Below are 20,123 nucleotides of genomic sequence, written 5' to 3'. Positions count from 1 at the left end.
CGTCCGTTCGGCACCGAGGGCGTAGATCGCCGGACGGATCATCGAGACGAGGCTGGACATGGCTTACGAGCAGCTACCCATCGTGGAGGTCGAGCTGAGCCGGCTCCTGCTCGACCTGGAGAACTACCGCATCCCGACTCGTCGCGACGATGAAGCTGGAGCCTTGAAGTATCTGTTCGCTTCCGAGGACGTCCTCGGCGCGGCGCGGCTGATCCTTCGCGACGGCTACTTCGACAACGAGGTGCCGATCGTGATCGCGGCGGAGTCACAGGACGAGCCACCTTCGTACATCGTCCTGGAAGGCAACCGGCGCGTCAGCGCACTCAAGGCTCTCCATGACCCGACGATCGTGTCTGGTCACGAAGCCGAGGTCCGCTCGCTGCTCAAGAGGTACGCAGTCGAGGCAGAGAACCTTCCCGAACGAATCCGCGTCATCGTGGCGCCTGATCGCGCGACCGCCGCCCCGCACGTTGCCCGACTGCACACTGGTATCTCCAAGAAGCGGTGGAGCCGCGACCAACAAGCAACCTTCTACTACTCACTCGTGGACGACCAGACGACTGTGGAGGACGTCAAGGCGCAGTACCCCGATGTCGAGGTCGCAAGGTTCATGAAGATGGCTGTGATGCGACGCTTCCTTGCCGCTGCGCCATTCTCCGACCACACTCTCCGGCAGTATGCCGCCAGCGACGACTTGGCGATGTCGGCCTTTGAGTACGCGTACCGAAGCAAGGACATCGCGGCTGCGATCGGGGTGGAGTTCGATAGAGACGGCATGTTGCTTCCTCGGTCCTCAACTCCCGAAACGATCGCGTCGAAACTTCCAAAGAAGAAGCTCGGTGCATTGGAGTATCTAGTCGGGGAGTTTCGCGCTGGAAGGCTCAACACCCGCTCTCCGGAGCTCAAGAAGCGTGATGACGCTTACCAGCCGTTCGTGGACCGTCTCAACGGTGTACCCATTACAGCAACGCCGACACCATCACCCGCCGCGCCCGCACCCCCGACTCCGCCTGGACCGTCGCAAGGTGGCAGCCACGGAATGCCTCCAAGCGGTCCCGGCAGCGAGACCGGCGGAGCAACTCCACCCCAGCCTGAGCCTCCGAGCGGAGCAGGAAGCCGTGGACCGAACCATCCAGACACAAAGGACACGCTCGATCTGTCGGGCCTCGACTACGAGAACGCACCACTGAACCTCAAACTGCGCTACTTCGAGCTACGACGGATCAACCTGGGAAACTTGCCTATCGCGTCCGCGATCCTGTTGCGCTCTGTTCTCGAAGCCACCATCAAGGTCCATTTCGAGGGCTCCGCAACGCCCGCGACAGGCGAGTTGAGTGCGGTTTTCAAAGTGGTCGCGCAAACCTATGGCTCGGAGAAGACTCTCAAATCGACCATCGGCGCCATACAGTCGGGAAACGCCCACAAACATGGCTCTATCCAGTGGTTCAATCTCATCGCGCACAGCGCAGATGCGTCAGTGACCGCAGAGGACGTTCGGCAGGCGTGGAAGATGGTCAATCCGCTGCTCAGGCGCTTGTTGCGTCCGCCATTACAGTCTGCCCCTGCAACGCCTTGACCACACCGGCGACTGCGGGCGATGCAACGAGCAGTTCTTCGGCCTGCCCCGGATACCGCGCGGAGTAGGTCAGTTCCAAGCGGCATTGGAAGTGCTCGCGATACAGCTTCTCAATCAGTGGAGCCGTGTCATACGTCATGAGCCAGTGCGCCTTCTCAACCGTATTGACGATCGCCGCGAGGGCTGTGTGATCGCGCCCGTCGAACGCGTTGAGGTAGAGCTGAGACCCTGCCTGAACATAGGGCGGATCGATGTACATAAATGCTCGATCGTCCTGAGCGTAACGCTGGATCACTGTCCTGCCGTCAAGGTCTGAGACCGTGATCTGATCGGCCAAGTCTCCGATCGCAGTCAATCGTTCGATGAGCGTTTCACGATTGAAGCGGGCGTCAATCTTGTATCTCCCTTCCTGCCGCTGACCGCCGATAACTCCGGCATTCAGAATCCCTGAACGATTGGTCCTGTTCAGAAAAAAGAAGGCGAACCCGAGGCGGAGTGAATCTCGCTCATCGCGCGATCTGTATATCTCTCGCTGCTTCTGCCATTCAGCGATCGTAAGTGGGACGGACGCAACCATTTCAACGAAGCTGGCATTGTCTCCGACCGCAGATTTCCAGAAGGCGTACACCGCAGGGTCAATGTCGTTGACAACCAGTTCTTCGACAATGCCCTCGCGGAGCAACGCAATCCCAGCTCCCACGCCACCGGCATATGGCTCGATATAGCGTGCGCGCTCGACCCTGAGGGCATCGATGATGTCGCCAAAGAAGCCAGCGAGCGCCGCCTTTCCTCCCGGATAGCGGAGCGGCGAGAGCGTTCCGTACCGACGTGACGCGACAACCCGCAGCGTGTCACTCATCAGGACTCCTTCCCTGCTCGATGCGCGGCGACTCGGCAGCGAGCCGAGCAGAAGCGCGCATCACCTCGCCCGAGGAACGCCTGATCGCAGCGCTCGCAGTTACGCCACGCCTTACGGCGACGTAGCCGCTCATGACGCAGCGCTCGATCAACGTCAGTGAGGCCCGCGTCGCTCAGGCTCGTGAAGTCCTGCATGTAACGGATACTACTCGTAACGACATCACAGAGTCATCGACACGCCGAATCGGTGCGGTACACCTGAAGGGACGCGCCAGTCGAATGCGGCTGTGTCGTGGTCAGTGCCTTACGGCGCGGTGGGCTCGCCTGCGCGTCACCGTGAGGACGGCACCGGTTGCCGTTTGCGACGCTCCCCCGCACGGACACTTATGAGCTGGATCAGACTGACGGGGCCGATCCAAAGGAACTTGAAGGCGTTCCAGACGAACACCAGTACCAGCAGGTAGAGCCAGCCGGGACCCCCGTCGTTGATGATCGTGGTGCAGATCGCCGCGGTGTAGAAGTAGACCCCGGCGAGCAGCATCGCGGAGACGCCCCACTTCAGGCCGCGCCGTGTGAGGATCGCGTTGAGCAGCAGGTTCGTGGGTGCGTAGCGGAGTACGCCATAGCCTCGTGCGCTGAGCGCCACGGACGTCCGGAGCATTGCGGGCCTCTTTCCTCGTCATAGCGCGACGGTGTTCCGTCGTGGAGGCGGCTATGAACCGAGTGCCCGCAAGGGGCCGTCCCGAAGGACCCGCATAGTTTGCTGAACCTGCCTCGCTACCGAGTTTACGACTGTCCTATGACAGAGGGAACCCCGGCGGCAGGCGGGCGTGTACCTCGTCGGTGACCTTGGAGCGGAAGGGACACCGATCATGGCGACGTTGGCGGAGCAGGTGCAGGGTGAGCGGATGGCGCGGATCGCGTTGTCGATGATCGCCGAACCGAACGACTCGACCACCGGGTACGTCCTCACCCGTCACGGCGGGGTCGAGACGCTGCGGCTGTTCGAGTCCGACGACGAGGTGCCCGGCCTGGCACGTGCTGACGTGCTGATGTGGCGCGAACGGCTGGCGGCGCGGGTCATGCCCGGCCTGCCAGACCAGGTAACGCAGGCGGAGCGGCACGGGTTCGGCACGCTCATCCCGGCCGACAAGGAATGGCCCGCCGGTCTGAACGACCTGGGCGAGCGCGCGCCGTACCTGCTGTGGACGCGGGGCGCGGCTTCGTTCTTGACGACGGCGCTGAGCGATCGGGCCACGATCACGGGCGCTCGCGCCGCGACCTCCTATGGCGAGCAGGTCGCGGGCGAGCTGGCGGCGGGTCTGGCCGATGAGGAACGGGTCGTCGTTTCCGGTGACGCCTACGGGATCGAGGGTGCCGCGCACAAGAGCGTGCTCGCCGCGAGCGGTCAGACGATCGCGGTCCTGGCGAACGGGTTGGATCGCCCCTACCCGGCCGGGCACAGCGAGTTGCTGAACCGGATCGGAGATGTCGGGCTGCTGGTCAGTGAGCTGCCGCCCGGAGCCGCGCCGACCAGGCACAGGTTCCTGTCCCGCAACCGCCTGCTGGCGGCGCTCTCCGGTGCGACCGTGATCCCCGAGGCCGGTCCCCGGTCCGGGTCGATGACTACCGTGCTCGCCGCACGCGAACTCGGCCGGGGCGTCGGCGCGGTGCCCGGCCCGGTGACCAGCGTGGCGAGCGCGGGGCCGAACGAACTCATCAAGCAAGGCTTCGCCTCACTCGTCACTCAGCCAAGCGACGTGATCGACCTACTCGACGCCGATAGGACCCCGGACCGGACTGTGACGCGGCCCGAGGTCGGACGCGAGTTCGGGCACCGGCACCCGTCGCCGGGCACGCCGGGGCGCTCTCTCTGACGGCCGCCCTCGCTGGACGGGCTCACAAGCTCGGTGCGGGGCGTGATGTGGTCGCTGGCCGCACCGCATCAGCCGTCGCGCCTTCGTGAGCGATCGCCTGGGCGCGGTTGAGGGCGGCGCGGGCGCGGATGGCGTCGATCTTCTGGTTGGTGCTCTCCGGCGTCGGGCCGAGCGGGGTCCGGTCGTCGGTGATGCCGTAACGGTCGCGGTAGGCGGCGACGGTGCGAGCGGCACGCCACCACGCCGCCTTCTGCTTCTCGCCCCTCGGGGCTGTGCCGAGGTCGGCCGTCCACGGTTCCTCATCGGTGAGGTAACCACGGAGCACGGCGTCGGCGCGGGCTTCGATCAGCTCGCGGCGCTCGTCCAGGGCTTGCCGCATGTCCTCGGCCATCCGCCCGCCGGCGTGCGGGATCAGTCCAACGATCAGACTCGGGGACTTGCGGGTGCGGCCTGACCCAGCGGGCCGGGCGGTGGCGCGCGCGACGCGGGCGTGGAGGACGGAGGTGATGTCATCGGCATCGTCCAGGCTCCGCGCGGCGACCAGCCGCGGGAGCAGCGCGTCGAGGTCATGGTGGTTGGCCTCGGCGTGACGCAGCTCGGCGGACAGCGCGCCGTAGGCATCGGAGCCGAGCACGTCTTCGATCTGTTCGACGGTGAGCCCGGACGCGGCGAGCAAGGTCGCCCAGCGGTCGTGCTGGGCGGCTTGCGCGATGGTGTCGTACTCGGCCGCGAGTTGGGCGATCGAGCCCCAGCGGTCTTGTTCGGCGGTGATCGTCTCGTGCGCGGACAGCTCGGCGCCGATGTGCTGCAGGACGCCATAGAGGATCGAGCGGGCGGTGACGTGCGGGTTGTCGTCGGGATGCGGCACCGCGTGTTCGGCGTCTTCCCGGTCGACGGCGACGTAGGCGTGGTTGCTGTGGGCGCCGCGGGTCATGGAGACGTAGAAGTTCTCCCGCGTCGTGGTGGCGGTGACGACCGCGTGCGCGGTGTCGGTGGTGACGCCCTGGGCGCGGTGCGCGGTGATCGCGTAGCCGAGGTCCAGGTGCTCGGCCAAATAGTCGGCCGGCAGAACGATCCCGCCGCCGAACCTGCGTCCGGCCGGTCGGATGCTGACCGATCCATCCTCGCGAACTCCGGTGACGATCCAGCGGGAGCCGTTGCGGACCCACGTTCGGCCGTTGCGGAGCCGCCGGTCGTTCTCGCGGGTGATGACCAGATCGCCCTCCGAGACCGCGGTGCCGTCGTGCAGGGCGAGTTCGCGGGTGGGATTCACGGTGCCGTCGATGATCCGATCCGCCCGCGCTCTGGTGTTCAGCTCGGTGACGGTCGCGTGGGTCTCGGTGACCAGGATCGACGCGTGCCCGGCGGCAAGATCACGTCGCCATGCGGTGTAGGCGGCGTCGATCATCGCTTCCTCGTCGCCGCCGGTGATCCGTCCGTGCTCGATCAGGGTGTCGATCGCCTCGGCGCGGCCGTGGCGGAGCTGGAGCGAGGTGGTCTTCTCCCACTCGTTGGTGAAGCGGTGCAGATCGGTCAGCTCGGGGGCGTCGTCGCGATCGTGCACGAGCATGGCGAAACTGCCGCCGGCGCCGGGTGATTGGAGCTGGCCCCAGTCGCCGACCAGGAGGACTTTCGCGCCGGCCTTCTCAGCCTCGTGGGTGAGCCGATCCAACGACATCGTGCCGGCCAGGCTCGCCTCGTCGATGATGACGAGCTGCCCGGCAGTGAACGTAGTCTCATACATGATGTGGTTCTGCCACCACTTCGCCGTGTTCTCGGTGGCGATTCCGAGGTCATCGGCGAGGACCTGCGCGGCGACCGCCGAGGGGGCCAGCCCGATCACCGAGCCGGTGCCGTGCCCCTTCTCCCACGCCCGCCGAAGCCCGTTCATCGCCGTCGTCTTCCCGGCCCCAGCCGGACCGACCAGCACGTCCACGACGCGTCCGGAGACCGCGATCGCGGCAAGGGCCGCGGCCTGATCCTCGCCGAGCACCCGGCCGCGTGCGTCGGGCTTGCGGGCGATCCTCTCGACCGTCTCTAACGGCACCACCGGCCCGGTCGTTGTGGCGGCGCGCGCCAGGAGTCGGTCTTCTGCGGCCAGCAGGACTTCGGATGAGAACAGGGTCGAGGCGTGCGGCCGGAACCGGGAGGTGCCGTCCACGCGGCGGAACTGCAACGGGCTCGACGCCAGCTCCGGCGGCGTCAGCCGCAACGAAGCGTGCTCGGCGGCATCGACCACGAGCCCGGTGATCGCCTCCCGGTCCTGGATGCTGGCGAACCGCCACCCCATCAACTGCCGGGATGCTTCGGCGTGCAGGTTCCAGCGGGTCCAGGTAGAACGCTTCTCGCCCACCGTCTCCATCACGGTCTGCCCGACCTCGCGCACCACATCCAGCGGCACGTCGTCAGCGCGCAGCACCCGCCGCGGCGCCTGCGCGGTGGCCGTGGTGAGCGTGCGCGCCCAGCCGTTCGCGTCGCGTCGCAGCACCCGGCTGGCGCGCTGGCGCCACTCGCGGGTGAGGTCGGCCAGCGATCGGACCTGCTTCTCCGGCCTCGTGGCGAGCGTCGCCTGCGCCCGGAGTTTCAGCACCGTTCGCGCCGATGGCTGCCTGCCGTGCTTGGCGACGTACTCGGCGATGAGGCGGTCTTTCTCGGCCTCGATGTGCCGGGAGCGGGTGGAGAACTCGGCCACCAGCTCGTCGGGCACCCCCTCGATTTCCCAGGCCGGGTTCCGGTCCCTGCCACGTTCCCGCGCCTCCCACTCCACGCCGATGACGCGGGTGAGCTGATCGGCCAGAGCGGCGTTGTAGAGCTCCGAGACCGCCACGACCACCGCGTGCATCGGCCGGCCCGCGAGGGTCCGCCAACGCCCGTCCTGCACGGTCAGGACCTTGTTGCTGATGACGACGTGCGTGTGCAACTGCGGGTCGCCGGCGCGGCTGTCGTAATGATCGAACGCCGCGGCCACAACCCCGGCGACATCGACGTGCGCAACCGCGCCGTCCGGGCCGGTTGCACCGACCCGTGTTGCTGCAACCTCGCGTTCGAGGAACGCAACCAGCTCTGCAACCGCCGCATGATGAGCATCCGCGATCAAGGCTTGCGTGCCCGCGTCCGTGACCGCCCAGATCGTGGAGACCGACTTCGGCACGCTGAACGTGAAGTCGTAACCGGCTACCGCGCGGCGGGTACCGCGCTCGGCTTCCTCCGCCTCGATCGCGGCCACTTCCTGCGCTCGAGTCACCGGCCCCAACTCGGGGTCGAGAGCGTCCACGCGCTGCCTGATCCGCTCAGTGATCGACGCGAACTGCTGGTAGGCGCGACCCAGCGGCTCACCCGTGATCGGGTCATGGCCCATCCCGACCAACAGCGCGAGCTGAGCTTCTGAGACCTGCGCTCCCTCGACCAGCTCACCATGCCCGAGACGACCCAGCCCCGAGCCCATCCAGAAGCCCGGCGGCGTCCCCGCCTCCGCGTAGTAGCGAGTCAGCGGCGTGGACAGCGAGCGGTCGCCATCGCCCGCGGCGATGGACTTCAACAGGTACTTGTATCCATCGCCCGCGCTCATCACGCGCATCGAAACCGTCACCTGGGCTGCTCCTTCCGCCGCCGTTCGGGGGGCAGGTGAGCCCGCGAGTCCGGTCGCATCCGATGCGACTCGGGACGGCTCGCGCCTCGTCTGAAAGACGTGTGATGGCTCGGGGAGTCGGTGGCGGAGGATCGGCGGCTCCGCCTGAGTCACGGACTCCGAAGCACGCGGGGTGGTGTGCCGAGTGCGGGCATGGCACCGCCGACGAGGTATGGCGGCAGTGGTTCGGGGGGTCGTGCACCTGGTCGCTGACCAGCCCGGCGGTGACCTCGTGCGTGAAGTCCGACCGGGGATCACCCGTCAGCCGGAGCCCTCATGCACGACCCTCACGACCGAACTCGCCCGCTCAAGGTCGGATCGCTGTTCTCCGGGTACGGCGGACTCGACCTCGCCGTCGAATACGCCCTCGATGCCGAGACGATCTGGTTCTCCGAGAACAACCCACCCATCGCGCGCGTCTTCGCCCATCACTGGCCCGACGCCCCCAACCTGGGCGACATCACCACCATCGACTGGCGCGCCGCCGAGTATGTCGACGTGCTCTGCGGCGGCTTTCCGTGCCAGGACGTCTCGACCGTGGGAAAGCGCGCCGGCCTCGCGCCGGGCACCCGCTCCGGGCTGTGGTCGCACATGGCCGACGCGATCGACGCGCTGCAACCCCAGCTCGTCGTCATCGAGAATGTCCGCGGCTTGCTCTCCGCACCCGCCATTCGACCGCCCTCGGAAGGAAACGACGATGCGCAACGCAACCTCGACGACCATGCAACCCCCGGCGATGCACCCCTTCGCCATCTGGAACCCGACCCGTGGAGCCTGGGAGACCTCGCAGCTCGACCTCTCCGGGCAGCCGGCGCCGTACTCGGCGATCTGGCCGACCTGCGGTACGACGCGCAATGGATCGGCTTACCGGCGTCCTTTGTCGGCGCTCCTCACCATCGTTTCCGCATCTTCATCGTCGCCCAACATGATGTTCCGGACCCCGCTCGCAACGGACTCTTCTCGCGGTGGAGAGAGCCTGGATCAGGTACGGGCGCGGCATGGGACGATCGCCTTGTCGCACCAGATCATCGACCTCGCCTTGAACGGGCCGGGTGGCTCTCCGAGCAGATGCGACGAGTCGGAGACCTTGTGGACCCTGATCGACGGACTGTTCGGCGCTGGGGACGCTACGCCCGAGCCATCGCACAATGGGAGCACGTCACCGGACAGGATGCACCCGCTCCCGCCCTCCTAAACGACGGCAGAGGTCCGCGTCTGGCACCCGCGTTCGTGGAATGGCTCATGGGTCTCGAACCCGGCTGGGTCACCGACCCCGGGTACGGGCTCACTCAAAACCAGCAGATTACTGCCCTCGGCAACGGAGTCCTCCCGCTGCAAGCGGTGACCGCTCTGGTCAAGGCTGTGCAGCGCGAACAGGCTGCGTAGGCGTGAAGGAAGGGTCGGGGGTCGGGTTCATGCGAGGACCAATCGCGGCGTGACTCATGCGGGCGATGGAGTCCCTTGGCAGCCGGCGGCCGCGGGCACCGAAACTTGACCTTGATCCTGCATAGACCTCGCATCCTGATTGCAGAGCTTATGCGGCGGCACGATGGCTGCACGTGCCATGCAGGCCGATCTAGCGGGGGTGGACACCTCGTCTCGACTCAGCGATCACCGGGCACGGGTCTAGTGCCATGTGGGCGGGCGACCTGCTCCGAGTCGAGACACCCGATGGCCAACGCGCGTCGTTCGGAAATCCAGAGATGGCGGAGGAACATCCGCGTCCTCATCCTCAGCAGGCGCCGTCTCAGTTATAAGGACCTTCTGATCTTGGCAACGGCGCGCGACACGGCAAGCGAGTGCGGTTGTGGCACGCGCTTTGTGCCACGCGGTTGGTGGATGTTCGATGATGGTCATGGCCAGTCAACGTCGTAGTGAGATGGCGGGGATACGGAAGTAGACCTCGGCCCAACGTCGCTCGTATTCGGCCGGCGTCAGGAACTCACTTGTGCGAGCGTTGTCGAGTGCGATCAAGGCCCTGTGGCAGGAAACAAGTAGATCAGGGTTGCCATCAATGGTCGTGCTGGGGGCGGCGCGGAAGTTGACCTCGACCGTAAGTGAACGCGTCTGGTCGCGAAGCCTGCGCGTCAGGCGTCGAGTCACGAGGCCGAACGCGGCGGCAGTTGCAAGGACGCTTGTGAGGAGCGCCCAGCTTGGCAGCCCGTCGATGAGAGCGGCAATCAAGAGTCCGGCTGAGGAGCCGTATGCCGGTGCGATCCGGTCGATGGCGATCAGCCTCCGATCACGGCTCGTCGTGCCAGGAGGATGCACTTCCAGGAAGAAGAGTTGTGTTCCGTGTGCGGGACCGAGCGTGCGGACCGTACCCCAGCGCCTAGTGAGGGTCCTGACTTCCTGGAGCCGGTCGATCATGTCGTGGGTGCTCACGGTCCGGCCGCCTAGACCGCGGCTCGCGGTCCGCTGGGTGAGGTCGCGCAAGCGCCACCCCGCGCCGCAGCCTTTACGCTCATCTCCCCATTGGATCGGGTATCGGAAACCCGCGCCGTATGGACAGCGCGAGGATTCACCCAAGTCCTGTATGCGTTCCGTTAGACCAGATGATCTTCGTCTGTCTCGGCGCCCCATCTCGTGGTTGGTCGCGTGGAACCGCCCGCTGTCCGAATCTCTTTTCGCTCGTCGACGAGCCGGCATGCCAAGGAGCCCCTTCACATACGTCAAGCGTGTCCTGTGGGGACTCCGACCGCGACCGACGACGGGAGCCACCGTGGCCGCCGTACGCGCGCTCGGCCGACAGGCCCTTGACATCGCTTGATCTTGATCGTCCGCGTGCGGCCGGGCCCCGACCGTATGGACGCCGCGAGTGTTCGGGCCAATCTCGTATGCGTTCTGTTAGTCCTCGTGATCTTCGCCGTTTGAGGGTGTTGTCTCAGGAGTCGCGTCCCGAAATACGCATGCGGTCATCGCTTGGTGACCGACCTGAGGAACGGAGCTTGCTCGTGCTAGACATCGTGTTCATCGCCGGTGTGATTGGTCTGTTCGCGCTGATCGGTCTGCTCGGTAAGGCGTTGGAGAAGCTGTGATCATCTTCGAGCTGGCCGCTGCGGTGCTCGGTGTCGCGGCCGTCGTCTATCTCGTCTTCGCGCTCATCAAGCCGGAGCGGTTCTGATGGGGTGGCTGTTTGCGATCGCCGCACTGGCGACGGTCGCCTTGTTCCTGGCGGTGGTGCACCGTCCGCTTGGGGACTACATGGCGTGGGTGTACAGCGCCCCCAAGCACTGGAAGATCGAGCGGGGCATCTACCGGCTGATCGGCGTCGACGCCAAGAGCGAGCAGACCTGGCAGGCATACCTGCGGGGGGTGCTGGCGTTCTCCGCGGTGGGTCTGCTGCTGGTGTACGGGCTGCAGCGGCTGCAGTGGTGGCTGCCGTACTCGCTGGGCCTGCCTGCGCCGTCGGAGCACCTGTCGTTCAACACGGCCGCCTCGTTCGTGGGGAACACGAACTGGCAGTCCTACTCGGGTGAGCTGACCCTCGGCTACACGGTGCAGTTCGCGGGCCTTGCCGTGCAGAACTTCGTGTCCGCGGCGGTCGGGATGGCGGTGGCGATCGCCCTCGTGCGCGGCTTCACGTACCGCCGCAGCGGCACGATCGGCAACTTCTGGACCGATCTGGTGCGCGGCACCATCCGCATCCTGCTGCCGATCGCGGCGATCGGTGCGATCGTGCTGCTCGCCGGCGGGGTGATCCAGAACTTCAACGGCTTCACCGAGGTGAGCACGCTCACCGGGGGCGCCCAGTCGATCCCCGGTGGGCCGGTCGCCTCGCAGGAGGTTATCAAGCTGCTGGGCACCAACGGCGGCGGCTTCTTCAACACCAACTCCGCCCACCCCTTCGAGAACCCGACCGCCTGGACGAACGTCGTCGAGGTGCTGCTCATGCTGGTCATCCCGTTCTCACTGCCGCGCACCTTCGGCCGCCTCGTCGGAGACAAGCGGCAGGGCTACGCGATCCTCGTCGTCATGGGCGTGCTGTTCGTGGCATCCTTCGCGATCCTCACCGCGATCGAGAGCGGAGGGATGGGCACCGCCCCGCAGCTCGCGGGCGGTGCAATGGAGGGCAAGGAGCAACGGTTCGGGATCATCGGCTCGACCCTGTTCTCGACCACCTCCACCGGCACCTCTACCGGCGCGGTGAACGCGATGCACGACTCCTACACCGCGCTGGGCGGCATGATACCGATGCTCAACATGATGCTCGGCGAGGTCGCACCCGGCGGGGTCGGCTCCGGCCTGTACGGGCTGCTGGTTCTGGCGGTGATCGCGGTGTTTGTCGCCGGTCTGCTGATCGGACGCACCCCGGAGTACCTGGGCAAGAAGATCGGGCCACGGGAGATCAAGCTGGCGAGCTTGTACATCCTCGTCATGCCGATCCTCGTGCTGACCGGCACCGCGCTGAGCTTCGCGATACCCGGCGTCCGGGACGAGGTGACCTCGGTGTCGATCTGGAACCCCGGCGTGCACGGCATGTCGGAGGTGTTGTACGCCTTCACTTCGGCCGCCAACAACAATGGGTCCGCGTTCGCCGGGCTCACTGCGAATACGCCATGGCTGAACGTCACTCTGGGGCTGGCGATCCTGCTGGGCCGATTCGTCCCGATCGTGCTGGTGCTTGCCCTGGCCGGATCGCTTGCCGCGCAGGACAAAGTCCCTGCCACCGCGGGGACCCTGCCGACGCATCGGCCTCAGTTCATCGGTCTGCTGACCGTCGTGACGGTGCTGGTTACCGCTTTGACCTTCTTCCCCGTTCTCACGCTGGGTCCCCTGGCGGAAGGGCTGCTCTGAATCATGTCCACAACAACTTCATCCGTCCACAGCTCATCTGCCGGCAGCTCATCCGCCGGTAGCGGCATCCCTCGCGGCACCTTCTCCTGGGTGCAGCTCGTCACGGCGGCACCGGGTGCGTTCCGCAAGCTCGACCCGCGCCAGCAGTGGCGCAACCCGGTGATGTTCATCGTTTGGGTGGGGGCCGTGCTGACCACTGCTCTGGCGATCGCGGAACCGTTCCTCGGCGGGCCTGCTTCCTCCGGTGGGACTGCAGTGCCGTGGTCGTTCACCTGGGCGATCGCGGTTTGGCTGTGGCTCACGGTGCTGTTCGCCAATCTCGCCGAGGCGGTGGCCGAAGGCCGTGGGAAGGCGCAGGCGGAGTCGCTGCGCAAGACCCGCAGCACTACCACCGCTAGCCGTGTTACCGGACACTACGACGCGGTGACCGACGCAGGGGCGGAACGAGCGTTGCTGCAAGCTGTCTCCTCGGCCGAACTGCGGCTCGGAGATGTCGTGGTCGTCTCGGCGGGTGAGCTGATCCCCGGCGACGGTGACATCGTGTGGGGAATCGCGTCCGTGGATGAGTCGGCGATCACCGGGGAGTCTGCGCCGGTGATCCGGGAGTCCGGCGGCGACCGCTCTGCCGTCACCGGCGGCACCCGGGTGCTCTCGGACCGGATCGTGGTACGCATCACCTCGCGACCCGGCGAGACGTTCGTGGATCGGATGATCGCCCTGGTCGAGGGGGCCGCGCGGCAGAAGACCCCGAACGAGATCGCGCTGAGCATACTGCTGGCCGCGCTGTCGATCATCTTCGTTACCGTTGCCCTCACGCTCAACCCGATCGCCTCCTACGCGGCCAGCCCGGTGAGCATCACCGTGCTGATCGCGCTGCTGGTGTGCCTGATCCCCACCACCATCGGGGCACTGCTGTCGGCGATCGGGATCGCCGGCATGGACCGGCTCGTGCAGCGCAACGTGCTGGCCATGTCCGGTCGTGCCGTGGAGGCCGCCGGGGATGTCACCACCCTGCTGCTGGACAAGACCGGCACGATCACCTATGGCAACCGCCGTGCCAGCGCGTTCGTCCCGCTTGCTGGCATCCAGCCGGGCGAGCTGAGTCGTGCTGCCGCGCTCGCCTCCCTCGCCGACCCGACACCGGAAGGGGCATCCATCGTGGAGCTCGCCGGTGCCGAGGGCGTTGAGGTCACACCCAGTGGGGGTGAGGTCGTCCCGTTCACCGCGCAGACCCGGATGTCCGGCCTCGACCTGTCCGATGGGACCCAACTGCGCAAGGGGGCCGGTTCGGCGATAACGTCATGGCTGGAGGCCGATGGCCGGCCCCTGCCGTCCAGCGTGATTGCCGAGGTCGAGGAACACACCGAGCACATCTCCCGCTCCGGGGGAACACCGCTCGTCGTCGCTATCAAAGCCCCCGGCGTCCCCCCGCAGATTCTCGGGATCGTGCACCTGAAAGACATCGTGAAGGACGGACTAGCGGACCGCTTCGCCGAGCTGCGGTCGATGGGCATCCGCACCGTCATGATCACCGGCGACAACCCGCTGACCGCTGCGGCGATCGCGAAAGAGGCCGGCGTCGATGACTACCTCGCCGAGGCCACCCCCGAGGACAAGCTCGTACTCATCCGTAAGGAGCAAGACGGCGGCAATCTCGTGGCGATGACCGGTGACGGCACCAACGACGCGCCCGCGCTGGCCCAGGCGGATGTCGGGGTCGCGATGAACACGGGCACGTCGGCAGCGAAAGAAGCAGGCAACATGGTCGATCTCGACTCCGATCCGACCAAGCTCATCGACATCGTACGGATCGGAAAGCAGTTGCTCATCACTCGCGGGGCGCTCACGACGTTCTCGATCGCGAACGACATCGCGAAATACTTCGCAATCATCCCAGCAATGTTCATGGGGGTGTTTCCCGGTCTTGCGGTGCTGAACATCATGGGACTGCACTCACCTGCATCGGCGGTGCTCTCCGCGATCATCTTCAACGCCATCATCATCGTGCTGCTGGTGCCGCTCGCGCTCCGCGGTGTGAAATACCGCGCACTGAGCGCGTCCAAGACACTGAACCGCAACCTGCTCATCTACGGCGTCGGCGGAATCATCGCGCCATTCGTTGGGATCAAACTCATCGACCTCGTAGTCAGCCTGATCCCCGGATTCTGATTCACCAGTGAAAGGTCATCATGAATACCCACATTCGCGCGAACACGCGCGTCATCCTCGTCGCCGCACGCGCCATGCTGGTGTTGACGGTTGTTCTGGGCGTGGTCTATCCGCTGGCGATCACGGGGATAGGGCAGCTCGTGTTCCCGTGGCAGTCGAACGGGTCGATCGTGACCACCAGCGATGGCGAACCGGTCGGTTCGGCATTGATCGGTCAGTCCTTCACCGACGCCGCCGGCAATCCGCTGCCCGAGTACTTCCAGCCCCGCCCCTCCGCCGCCGGTGACGGTTACGACGCCGGCGCCTCCTCCGGGTCAAACCTCGGACCGGAGAACCCCGACCTGATCGCAGCGATCGCCGAACGGCGAGCCCAGATCGCCGCGTTCAACGGCGTCCAGCCCTCAGAGGTGCCCGCCGATGCGGTGACCGCCTCCGGCTCTGGGCTGGACCCGCATATCAGTCCCGCCTACGCGGCGATCCAGGTACAGCGGGTCGCGGAAGCACGCGGCCTGCCCGTGGAGACTGTTCGGGCCCTGGTCGCCTCGCACACCCAAGACCGCGACCTGGGCTACCTCGGCCAGCCCCGCATCAACGTCCTAGAGCTTAATCTGGCTGTAGATCGGTGGAATGACTGAGCGGTAAGGGCTGCCTTTCTTCGTTCTTGCTAGTGGCTAACGTTGGGTGATGGCTGAACGGTCGGGTCGGCGTGAGCAGACGAGGCGGCGACTGCTTGATGCGGCGCTGAGGCTGTTCGAGGAGCGCGGCTACGACCAGACGACGACCGCGCAGATCGCTGCGCAGCCGAGGGGAGCGATGACGCTGTTTCGTCATTTCGCCTTGAAGTGTCGGCGGGTAGTCGACGGTCCGTACGACTCGGTGATCGCGGCGGCGACCGTGTCCCAGCCGAACGACCTGCTGGTGCTCGCCCGCGTCGCGACGGCCATGCAGCGTCGACTGCGGATCGCTGCGCGAACGCCGAGCCTGGTAGGCGAGTAGTTCGAGCGACACCCGAAGCGCTGGGTCGGCCTCGTCCTTTCATTCAGCACGGCAACAAGAACTCCCAATCGGACTCGCGCGACAGCGAGACCGTTTGGATAGCGCGAGGGTTGCCGCAATCCCCGTATGCGTTCCGTTAGGAGTGCTCCTCGCGAGCTGCGTCTCGGTGTTGTATCGGGACTCAGAGTTCCCGTGAGGGATGCAGTCGAGGAACGGAGTCTTCAGTGCTGGATGTGGCCTACCTGCTTGGCAGCGTGGCACTGCTGGTCGGGATCGGCGTGCTCGGGAAGGCGCTAGCAAGGCTGTGATCGTCGTGGAGGTGATGGCTGCGGCGCTGGCCGTCGCGGCGATCGTGTATCTGGTGTTCGCATTGGTCTCGCCGGAGCGGTTCTGATGGAGTGGCTTATCGCCATCTGCGCCCTGTTGACGCTGGGTGTCCTCCTCGTCGTGGCGTACCGCCCTCTGGGCGACTACATGGCGTGGGTCTTCACGACACCTAAGAGCTGGAAGGTCGAGCGGGGACTGTACCGGCTGGTAGGTGTGAATCCGGACAGCGAACAGTCCTGGCAGGCGTATCTGCGTGCGGTCCTGGTCTTTTCCGGCGCGGGACTGGTCGGACTCTATCTCCTGCAACGCACACAGCATCTGCTGCCGTACTCGCTTGGTCTGCCGCCGGTCCGCGAAGACCTCGCATTCAATACCGCAGCGTCGTTCGTGGGGAACACGAACTGGCAGGCTTACTCGCCCGAACAGACCCTCGGCTACCTCGTGCAGATGGCCGGCCTGTCGGTTCAGAACTTCGTGTCGGCTGCCGTGGGAATGGCGGTCGCGGTCGCGCTGGTGCGCGGGTTGGCTTACCGCCGGGGCGGCAGCATCGGCAACTTCTGGGTGGACCTGGTGCGCGGGACGCTGCGCATCCTGCTGCCGTTCTCGGTGCTGGCTGCGCTCGTCCTACTCGCAGGCGGGGTGATCCAGAACTTCAACGGTTTCACCGACGTGACCACCCTGACCGGCAGCCCCCAGACGATCCCCGGCGGGCCGGTCGCCTCGCAAGAGGCGATCAAGATGCTAGGCACCAACGGTGGTGGGTTCTTCAACGCGAACTCGGCTCATCCGTTCGAGAACCCGTCCCCCTGGGCGAACCTGTTCCAGGTGTTCCTGCTGCTAGTCATCCCATTCTCCCTGCCGCGCACCTTCGGGCGGATGGTGGGCGACCATCGCATGGGGTACGCGATCGCAGCGGCGATGGCCGTGCTGTTCGTGGTGGTGTTCACGCTAGTGACCGCGTTCGAGCTGGCCGGCAAGGGTACCGCTCCGGAGTTGGCAGGAAGCGCGATGGAGGGCAAGGAGCAACGGTTCGGGATTATCGGATCGACCCTGTTCGCCACTGCCACCACGGGAACCTCCGGAGGTGCGGCGAACTCGATGCACGGGTCCTACACGGCGCTGGGTGGGATGGTCGCGATCCTCAACATGATGCTCGGTGAGGTCTCGCCGGGTGGCGTCGGGGCCGGCCTCTACACGATCTTGGTGATGGCCGTGATCGCTGTGTTCCTGACCGGGCTGCTGCTGGGTCGGGCACCGGTGTTCCTCGGCAAACGCGTCGGGGTGCGCGAGGTGAAGCTCGCAAGCCTGTTCATCCTGGTGATGCCGGCTCTCGCGCTGGCCGGGATGGCGATCAGTCTGGCGATCCCAGCGGTGCACGAGGAGATAGTGACCGAGGGCATGGGCAATCCCGGTGCGCACGGCATGTCCGAGGTTCTGTACGCATTCGTTTCCGCCGCCATCAACAATGGCTCCGCGTTCGCCGGGTTCAGTGCGGACACCCCCTGGCTCAACACCACCCTGGGGGTCATCATCCTGCTGGGCCGGTTCGTCCCGATCGCCTTGGTGCTGGCGTTGGCGGGCTCGTTCGCGGCACAAGACCGTGCCGCGTCGACCGCCACCGAACTGCCGCTGCACCGACCACAGTTCGTGGCCCTGCTCGTTGGTGTCATCGTGTTCGTCGCGGTCCCGACGTTCATCCCCGTTCTGATGGTGGGTCCGCTGGCGGAGGGGCTGGGATGACGATGGCATCAACGGTGCAACGCTTCACCGGCAGGCGTGTCTGGCCTCGAATCCGGATGCTCTGGCGGGCCATTCGCCCCTTGCTGGGGAGCACGATTCGCAAACTCAACCCTAGGTCACAAGCACGCAACCCGGTGCTGTTCATCGTGTGGTGCGGGGCTGCGCTGACGACCATCGTCGCGATCGGCGAACCGTTCGTCGGCGGGCCTGCACCATCCGGCGGAACCGTGCTACCCGCAGGTTTCACCTGGACGATCGCCGTCTGGCTGTGGCTGACCCTTCTTGCCGCGAACCTCGCCGAGTCGCTGGCCGAGGGGCGCGGGCGAGCGCGGACGAGTTCGCTCCGGCTCATCCGGGAGAGCACCACTGCACATCGTGTGCATCACTATGATTCGGAGAACGACGCGGGCGGTCACAGATCGAGCATCCGCGACGTGAACTCCGCGGAGCTACAGCCCGGCGACATCGTGGTCTTGACCACCGGGGACGTGATTCCCGCAGACGGTGAGGTTATCTGGGGCATCGCGTCCGTGGACGAGTCGGCAATCACCGGGGAGTCCGCGCCGGTCATCCGCGAGTCCGGCGGCGACCGCTCTGCCGTCACCGGCGGCACCCGGGTGCTGTCGGATCGGGTCATGGTGCGCGTCACGACACCCCTGGGGGACACCGAGGTCGACCGGATGATCGAGCTCGCCGAGGGTGCTCGCCGGCAGAAAGCACCGAATGAACTCGCGTTGAGTGCGCTGCTGGCCTCGTTCTCGGTATCCTTCGTCCTGATCGCGCTGACTCTCAACGCGGTCGTCTCACCGGTCGCGAGCCCCGTGTCCATCCCGGTCTTGGTCGCGTTGGTGACCTGTCTGATCCCGACCGAAATCGCAGCCTTGCTGTCGGTCACCGGTATTGCCGGTATGTATCGGCTGCTGCAGCGCAATGTGCTCGTGGACTCCGGCCATGCACTCGAGACCGCCGGGGACATCACGACAGTCCTACTCGACAAGACCGGCACGATCACGCAAGGCGATCGCCGCGCTACTCGTTTCACCCCGGTCGCCGGTGCCACGATGGACGAGCTGATGTGGGCTGCAGAGCTGTCATCGCGGGATGACCCCACCCCGGAGGGAACTTCCACGGTGGAGTTGGCGCATCGACACGGGTTCACCGCGGCCAACGACCCGCCGGACGCGGGAAGGGGAGTGCCGTTCAGCGCCCAGACTCGGATGTCCGGTCGTGACCTGCCCGATGGGAACAGCGTCCGGAAGGGCGCCGAGTCGGCGATCCTGGGCTGGCTCAAGCACGTTGGCACACAGCAGACACGTCATGTGGTGGACGAACTGCGTTCACAGACCGCTGCGATCGCGCATGCCGGGGGAACACCGTTGGTGGTCGCGGTCAAGCGGGCAGGTGGACCAGGGCAGGTTCTCGGGGTCATTGAGCTCAAGGATGTTGTCAAGGAAGGCGTTCCCGCCCGGCTCAGCCAACTGCGTGCCTTGGGAATCAGAACCCTGATGGTCACCGGCGATAATCCGTTGACCGCTGCGGCGATCGCGAAAGAGGTCGGCGTCGATGATTATCTCGGTGACGCGACCCCCGAGGACAAGCTCAATCTCATCAAGCAGGAGCAGGCGGCAGGCCACTTCGTAGCGATGAGCGGCGATGGCACCAATGACGCCCCAGCGCTGGCCCAGGCGGATGTCGGGGTCGCGATGAACACCGCGACTTCGGCTGCCAAAGAGGCGGCGAACATGATCGTCCTCGACGACGACCCCACCAAGCTGGTGGAGATCATCGACATCGGTAGACGGCAGATGGCGACGCGCGGCGCGCTGACGACCTTCAACATCGCCAACGATCTAGTGCGCTACGTGGCGCTCTTCCCGGCTCTGTTCGTCGGTGTGTTCCCCGGCCTTGCCACGTTGAACATCCTGGGCCTGCACTCACCTGCCTCTGCCATCTTGTCCACGGTCATCTTCGGGGTCGTGGTGATCGCGATCTTGATCCCGCTGGCGCTCATCGGCGTGCCGTACCGGATGGCAAATCTCGCACGCGCGTTGAACCGCAACCTGCTGTTCTATGGGGTCGGCGGCCTGCTGGTACCCGTCATCGGGATCAAGCTCATCGACATGATCGTCGGACTCCTCCCCGGTTATTGAAAGGA

15 protein-coding genes are annotated in these 20,123 nt (G+C 66.0%); 11 read left to right on the top strand and 4 right to left on the bottom strand.

The genetic code is table 11. The annotated features are described in order from the left end of the window. Window positions 1-58: 58 nt before the first annotated feature. The gene (locus HJ588_RS16550) at window positions 59-1,576 is read left to right on the top strand and encodes a hypothetical protein (RefSeq protein WP_171157662.1); all 1,518 of its coding nucleotides are present in this window, start codon (window positions 59-61) and stop codon (window positions 1,574-1,576) included. Here the strand turns inward: HJ588_RS16550 and HJ588_RS16545 are convergent. Together HJ588_RS16545 and HJ588_RS16540 are read right to left on the bottom strand one after the other, a co-directional pair. Next, complete coding sequence (locus HJ588_RS16545) at window positions 1,527-2,435, bottom strand: DNA adenine methylase (protein WP_171157660.1); 909 nt, start codon at window positions 2,433-2,435, stop codon at window positions 1,527-1,529. The two genes, HJ588_RS16550 and HJ588_RS16545, sit on opposite strands and share 50 nt — an antisense overlap. A gap of 330 nt (window positions 2,436-2,765) precedes the next feature. Next, window positions 2,766-3,095, bottom strand: a complete 330-nt coding sequence (locus HJ588_RS16540) for a sulfate permease (protein ID WP_171157658.1) — start codon at window positions 3,093-3,095, stop codon at window positions 2,766-2,768. A gap of 211 nt (window positions 3,096-3,306) precedes the next feature. On the opposite strand from HJ588_RS16540, the gene dprA reads away from it, so the two are divergent. Beyond that, window positions 3,307-4,311, top strand: coding sequence for a DNA-processing protein DprA (gene dprA / locus HJ588_RS16535; RefSeq protein WP_171157656.1), 1,005 nt, complete (start codon window positions 3,307-3,309; stop codon window positions 4,309-4,311). Between the two features lie 22 nt (window positions 4,312-4,333). Here dprA and mobF read toward each other — a convergent pair whose 3' ends face one another. After that, window positions 4,334-7,888: a MobF family relaxase gene (gene mobF, locus HJ588_RS16530; RefSeq protein WP_484489523.1), complete on the bottom strand. Its 3,555-nt coding sequence runs from the start codon at window positions 7,886-7,888 to the stop codon at window positions 4,334-4,336. Window positions 7,889-8,215: 327 nt separating this feature from the next. Here mobF and HJ588_RS16525 point away from each other — a divergent pair, with 327 nt between their 5' ends. Continuing rightward, on the top strand, window positions 8,216-9,325 hold the full coding sequence (locus HJ588_RS16525; protein ID WP_034712167.1) for a DNA cytosine methyltransferase: 1,110 nt from the start codon (window positions 8,216-8,218) through the stop codon (window positions 9,323-9,325). Window positions 9,326-9,802: 477 nt separating this feature from the next. On the opposite strand, the gene HJ588_RS16520 is transcribed toward HJ588_RS16525, so the two are convergent. Beyond that, complete coding sequence (locus HJ588_RS16520) at window positions 9,803-10,324, bottom strand: DUF6611 family protein (protein ID WP_155892750.1); 522 nt, start codon at window positions 10,322-10,324, stop codon at window positions 9,803-9,805. 649 nt (window positions 10,325-10,973) lie between these two features. On the opposite strand from HJ588_RS16520, the gene kdpF reads away from it, so the two are divergent. From kdpF to kdpB (HJ588_RS16480), 8 genes are all read left to right on the top strand, one after another. Further along, a complete protein-coding gene (gene kdpF / locus HJ588_RS16515; RefSeq protein WP_081793236.1) occupies window positions 10,974-11,063 on the top strand; it encodes a K(+)-transporting ATPase subunit F in 90 nt (29 codons plus the stop codon). Further along, window positions 11,063-12,736 (top strand): potassium-transporting ATPase subunit KdpA, encoded by a 1,674-nt coding sequence (gene kdpA / locus HJ588_RS16510; protein WP_034712161.1) that lies wholly within the window; start codon window positions 11,063-11,065, stop codon window positions 12,734-12,736. The genes kdpF and kdpA (HJ588_RS16510) overlap by 1 nt, the downstream gene beginning before the upstream one ends. Window positions 12,737-12,739: 3 nt before the next feature. Then, a complete protein-coding gene (gene kdpB / locus HJ588_RS16505; RefSeq protein ID WP_034712159.1) occupies window positions 12,740-14,905 on the top strand; it encodes a potassium-transporting ATPase subunit KdpB in 2,166 nt (721 codons plus the stop codon). A 20-nt stretch (window positions 14,906-14,925) separates the two neighbouring features. Next, window positions 14,926-15,540, top strand: coding sequence for a K(+)-transporting ATPase subunit C (gene kdpC / locus HJ588_RS16500; RefSeq protein WP_171157653.1), 615 nt, complete (start codon window positions 14,926-14,928; stop codon window positions 15,538-15,540). 49 nt (window positions 15,541-15,589) lie between these two features. Further along, a complete protein-coding gene (locus HJ588_RS16495; RefSeq protein WP_051518958.1) occupies window positions 15,590-15,901 on the top strand; it encodes a helix-turn-helix domain-containing protein in 312 nt (103 codons plus the stop codon). Window positions 15,902-16,205: 304 nt separating this feature from the next. Beyond that, window positions 16,206-16,295 (top strand): potassium-transporting ATPase subunit F, encoded by a 90-nt coding sequence (locus HJ588_RS19600; RefSeq protein ID WP_171157651.1) that lies wholly within the window; start codon window positions 16,206-16,208, stop codon window positions 16,293-16,295. Next, window positions 16,295-17,968 carry a potassium-transporting ATPase subunit KdpA gene (gene kdpA, locus HJ588_RS16485; protein ID WP_034721426.1) on the top strand — a complete coding sequence of 558 codons (1,674 nt, stop codon included), beginning with the start codon at window positions 16,295-16,297 and terminating at the stop codon, window positions 17,966-17,968. Before HJ588_RS19600 ends, kdpA (HJ588_RS16485) begins: the two co-directional genes overlap by 1 nt. A 56-nt stretch (window positions 17,969-18,024) precedes the next feature. Continuing rightward, complete coding sequence (kdpB, locus tag HJ588_RS16480) at window positions 18,025-20,118, top strand: potassium-transporting ATPase subunit KdpB (RefSeq protein ID WP_240474424.1); 2,094 nt, start codon at window positions 18,025-18,027, stop codon at window positions 20,116-20,118. Window positions 20,119-20,123: the final 5 nt, after the last annotated feature.

The sequence above is a fragment of the Flexivirga aerilata genome (genome assembly GCF_013002715.1).
In the GTDB taxonomy this organism is placed as follows: domain Bacteria; phylum Actinomycetota; class Actinomycetes; order Actinomycetales; family Dermatophilaceae; genus Flexivirga; species Flexivirga aerilata.
This window is presented reverse-complemented; position numbering and strand designations above follow the sequence as displayed.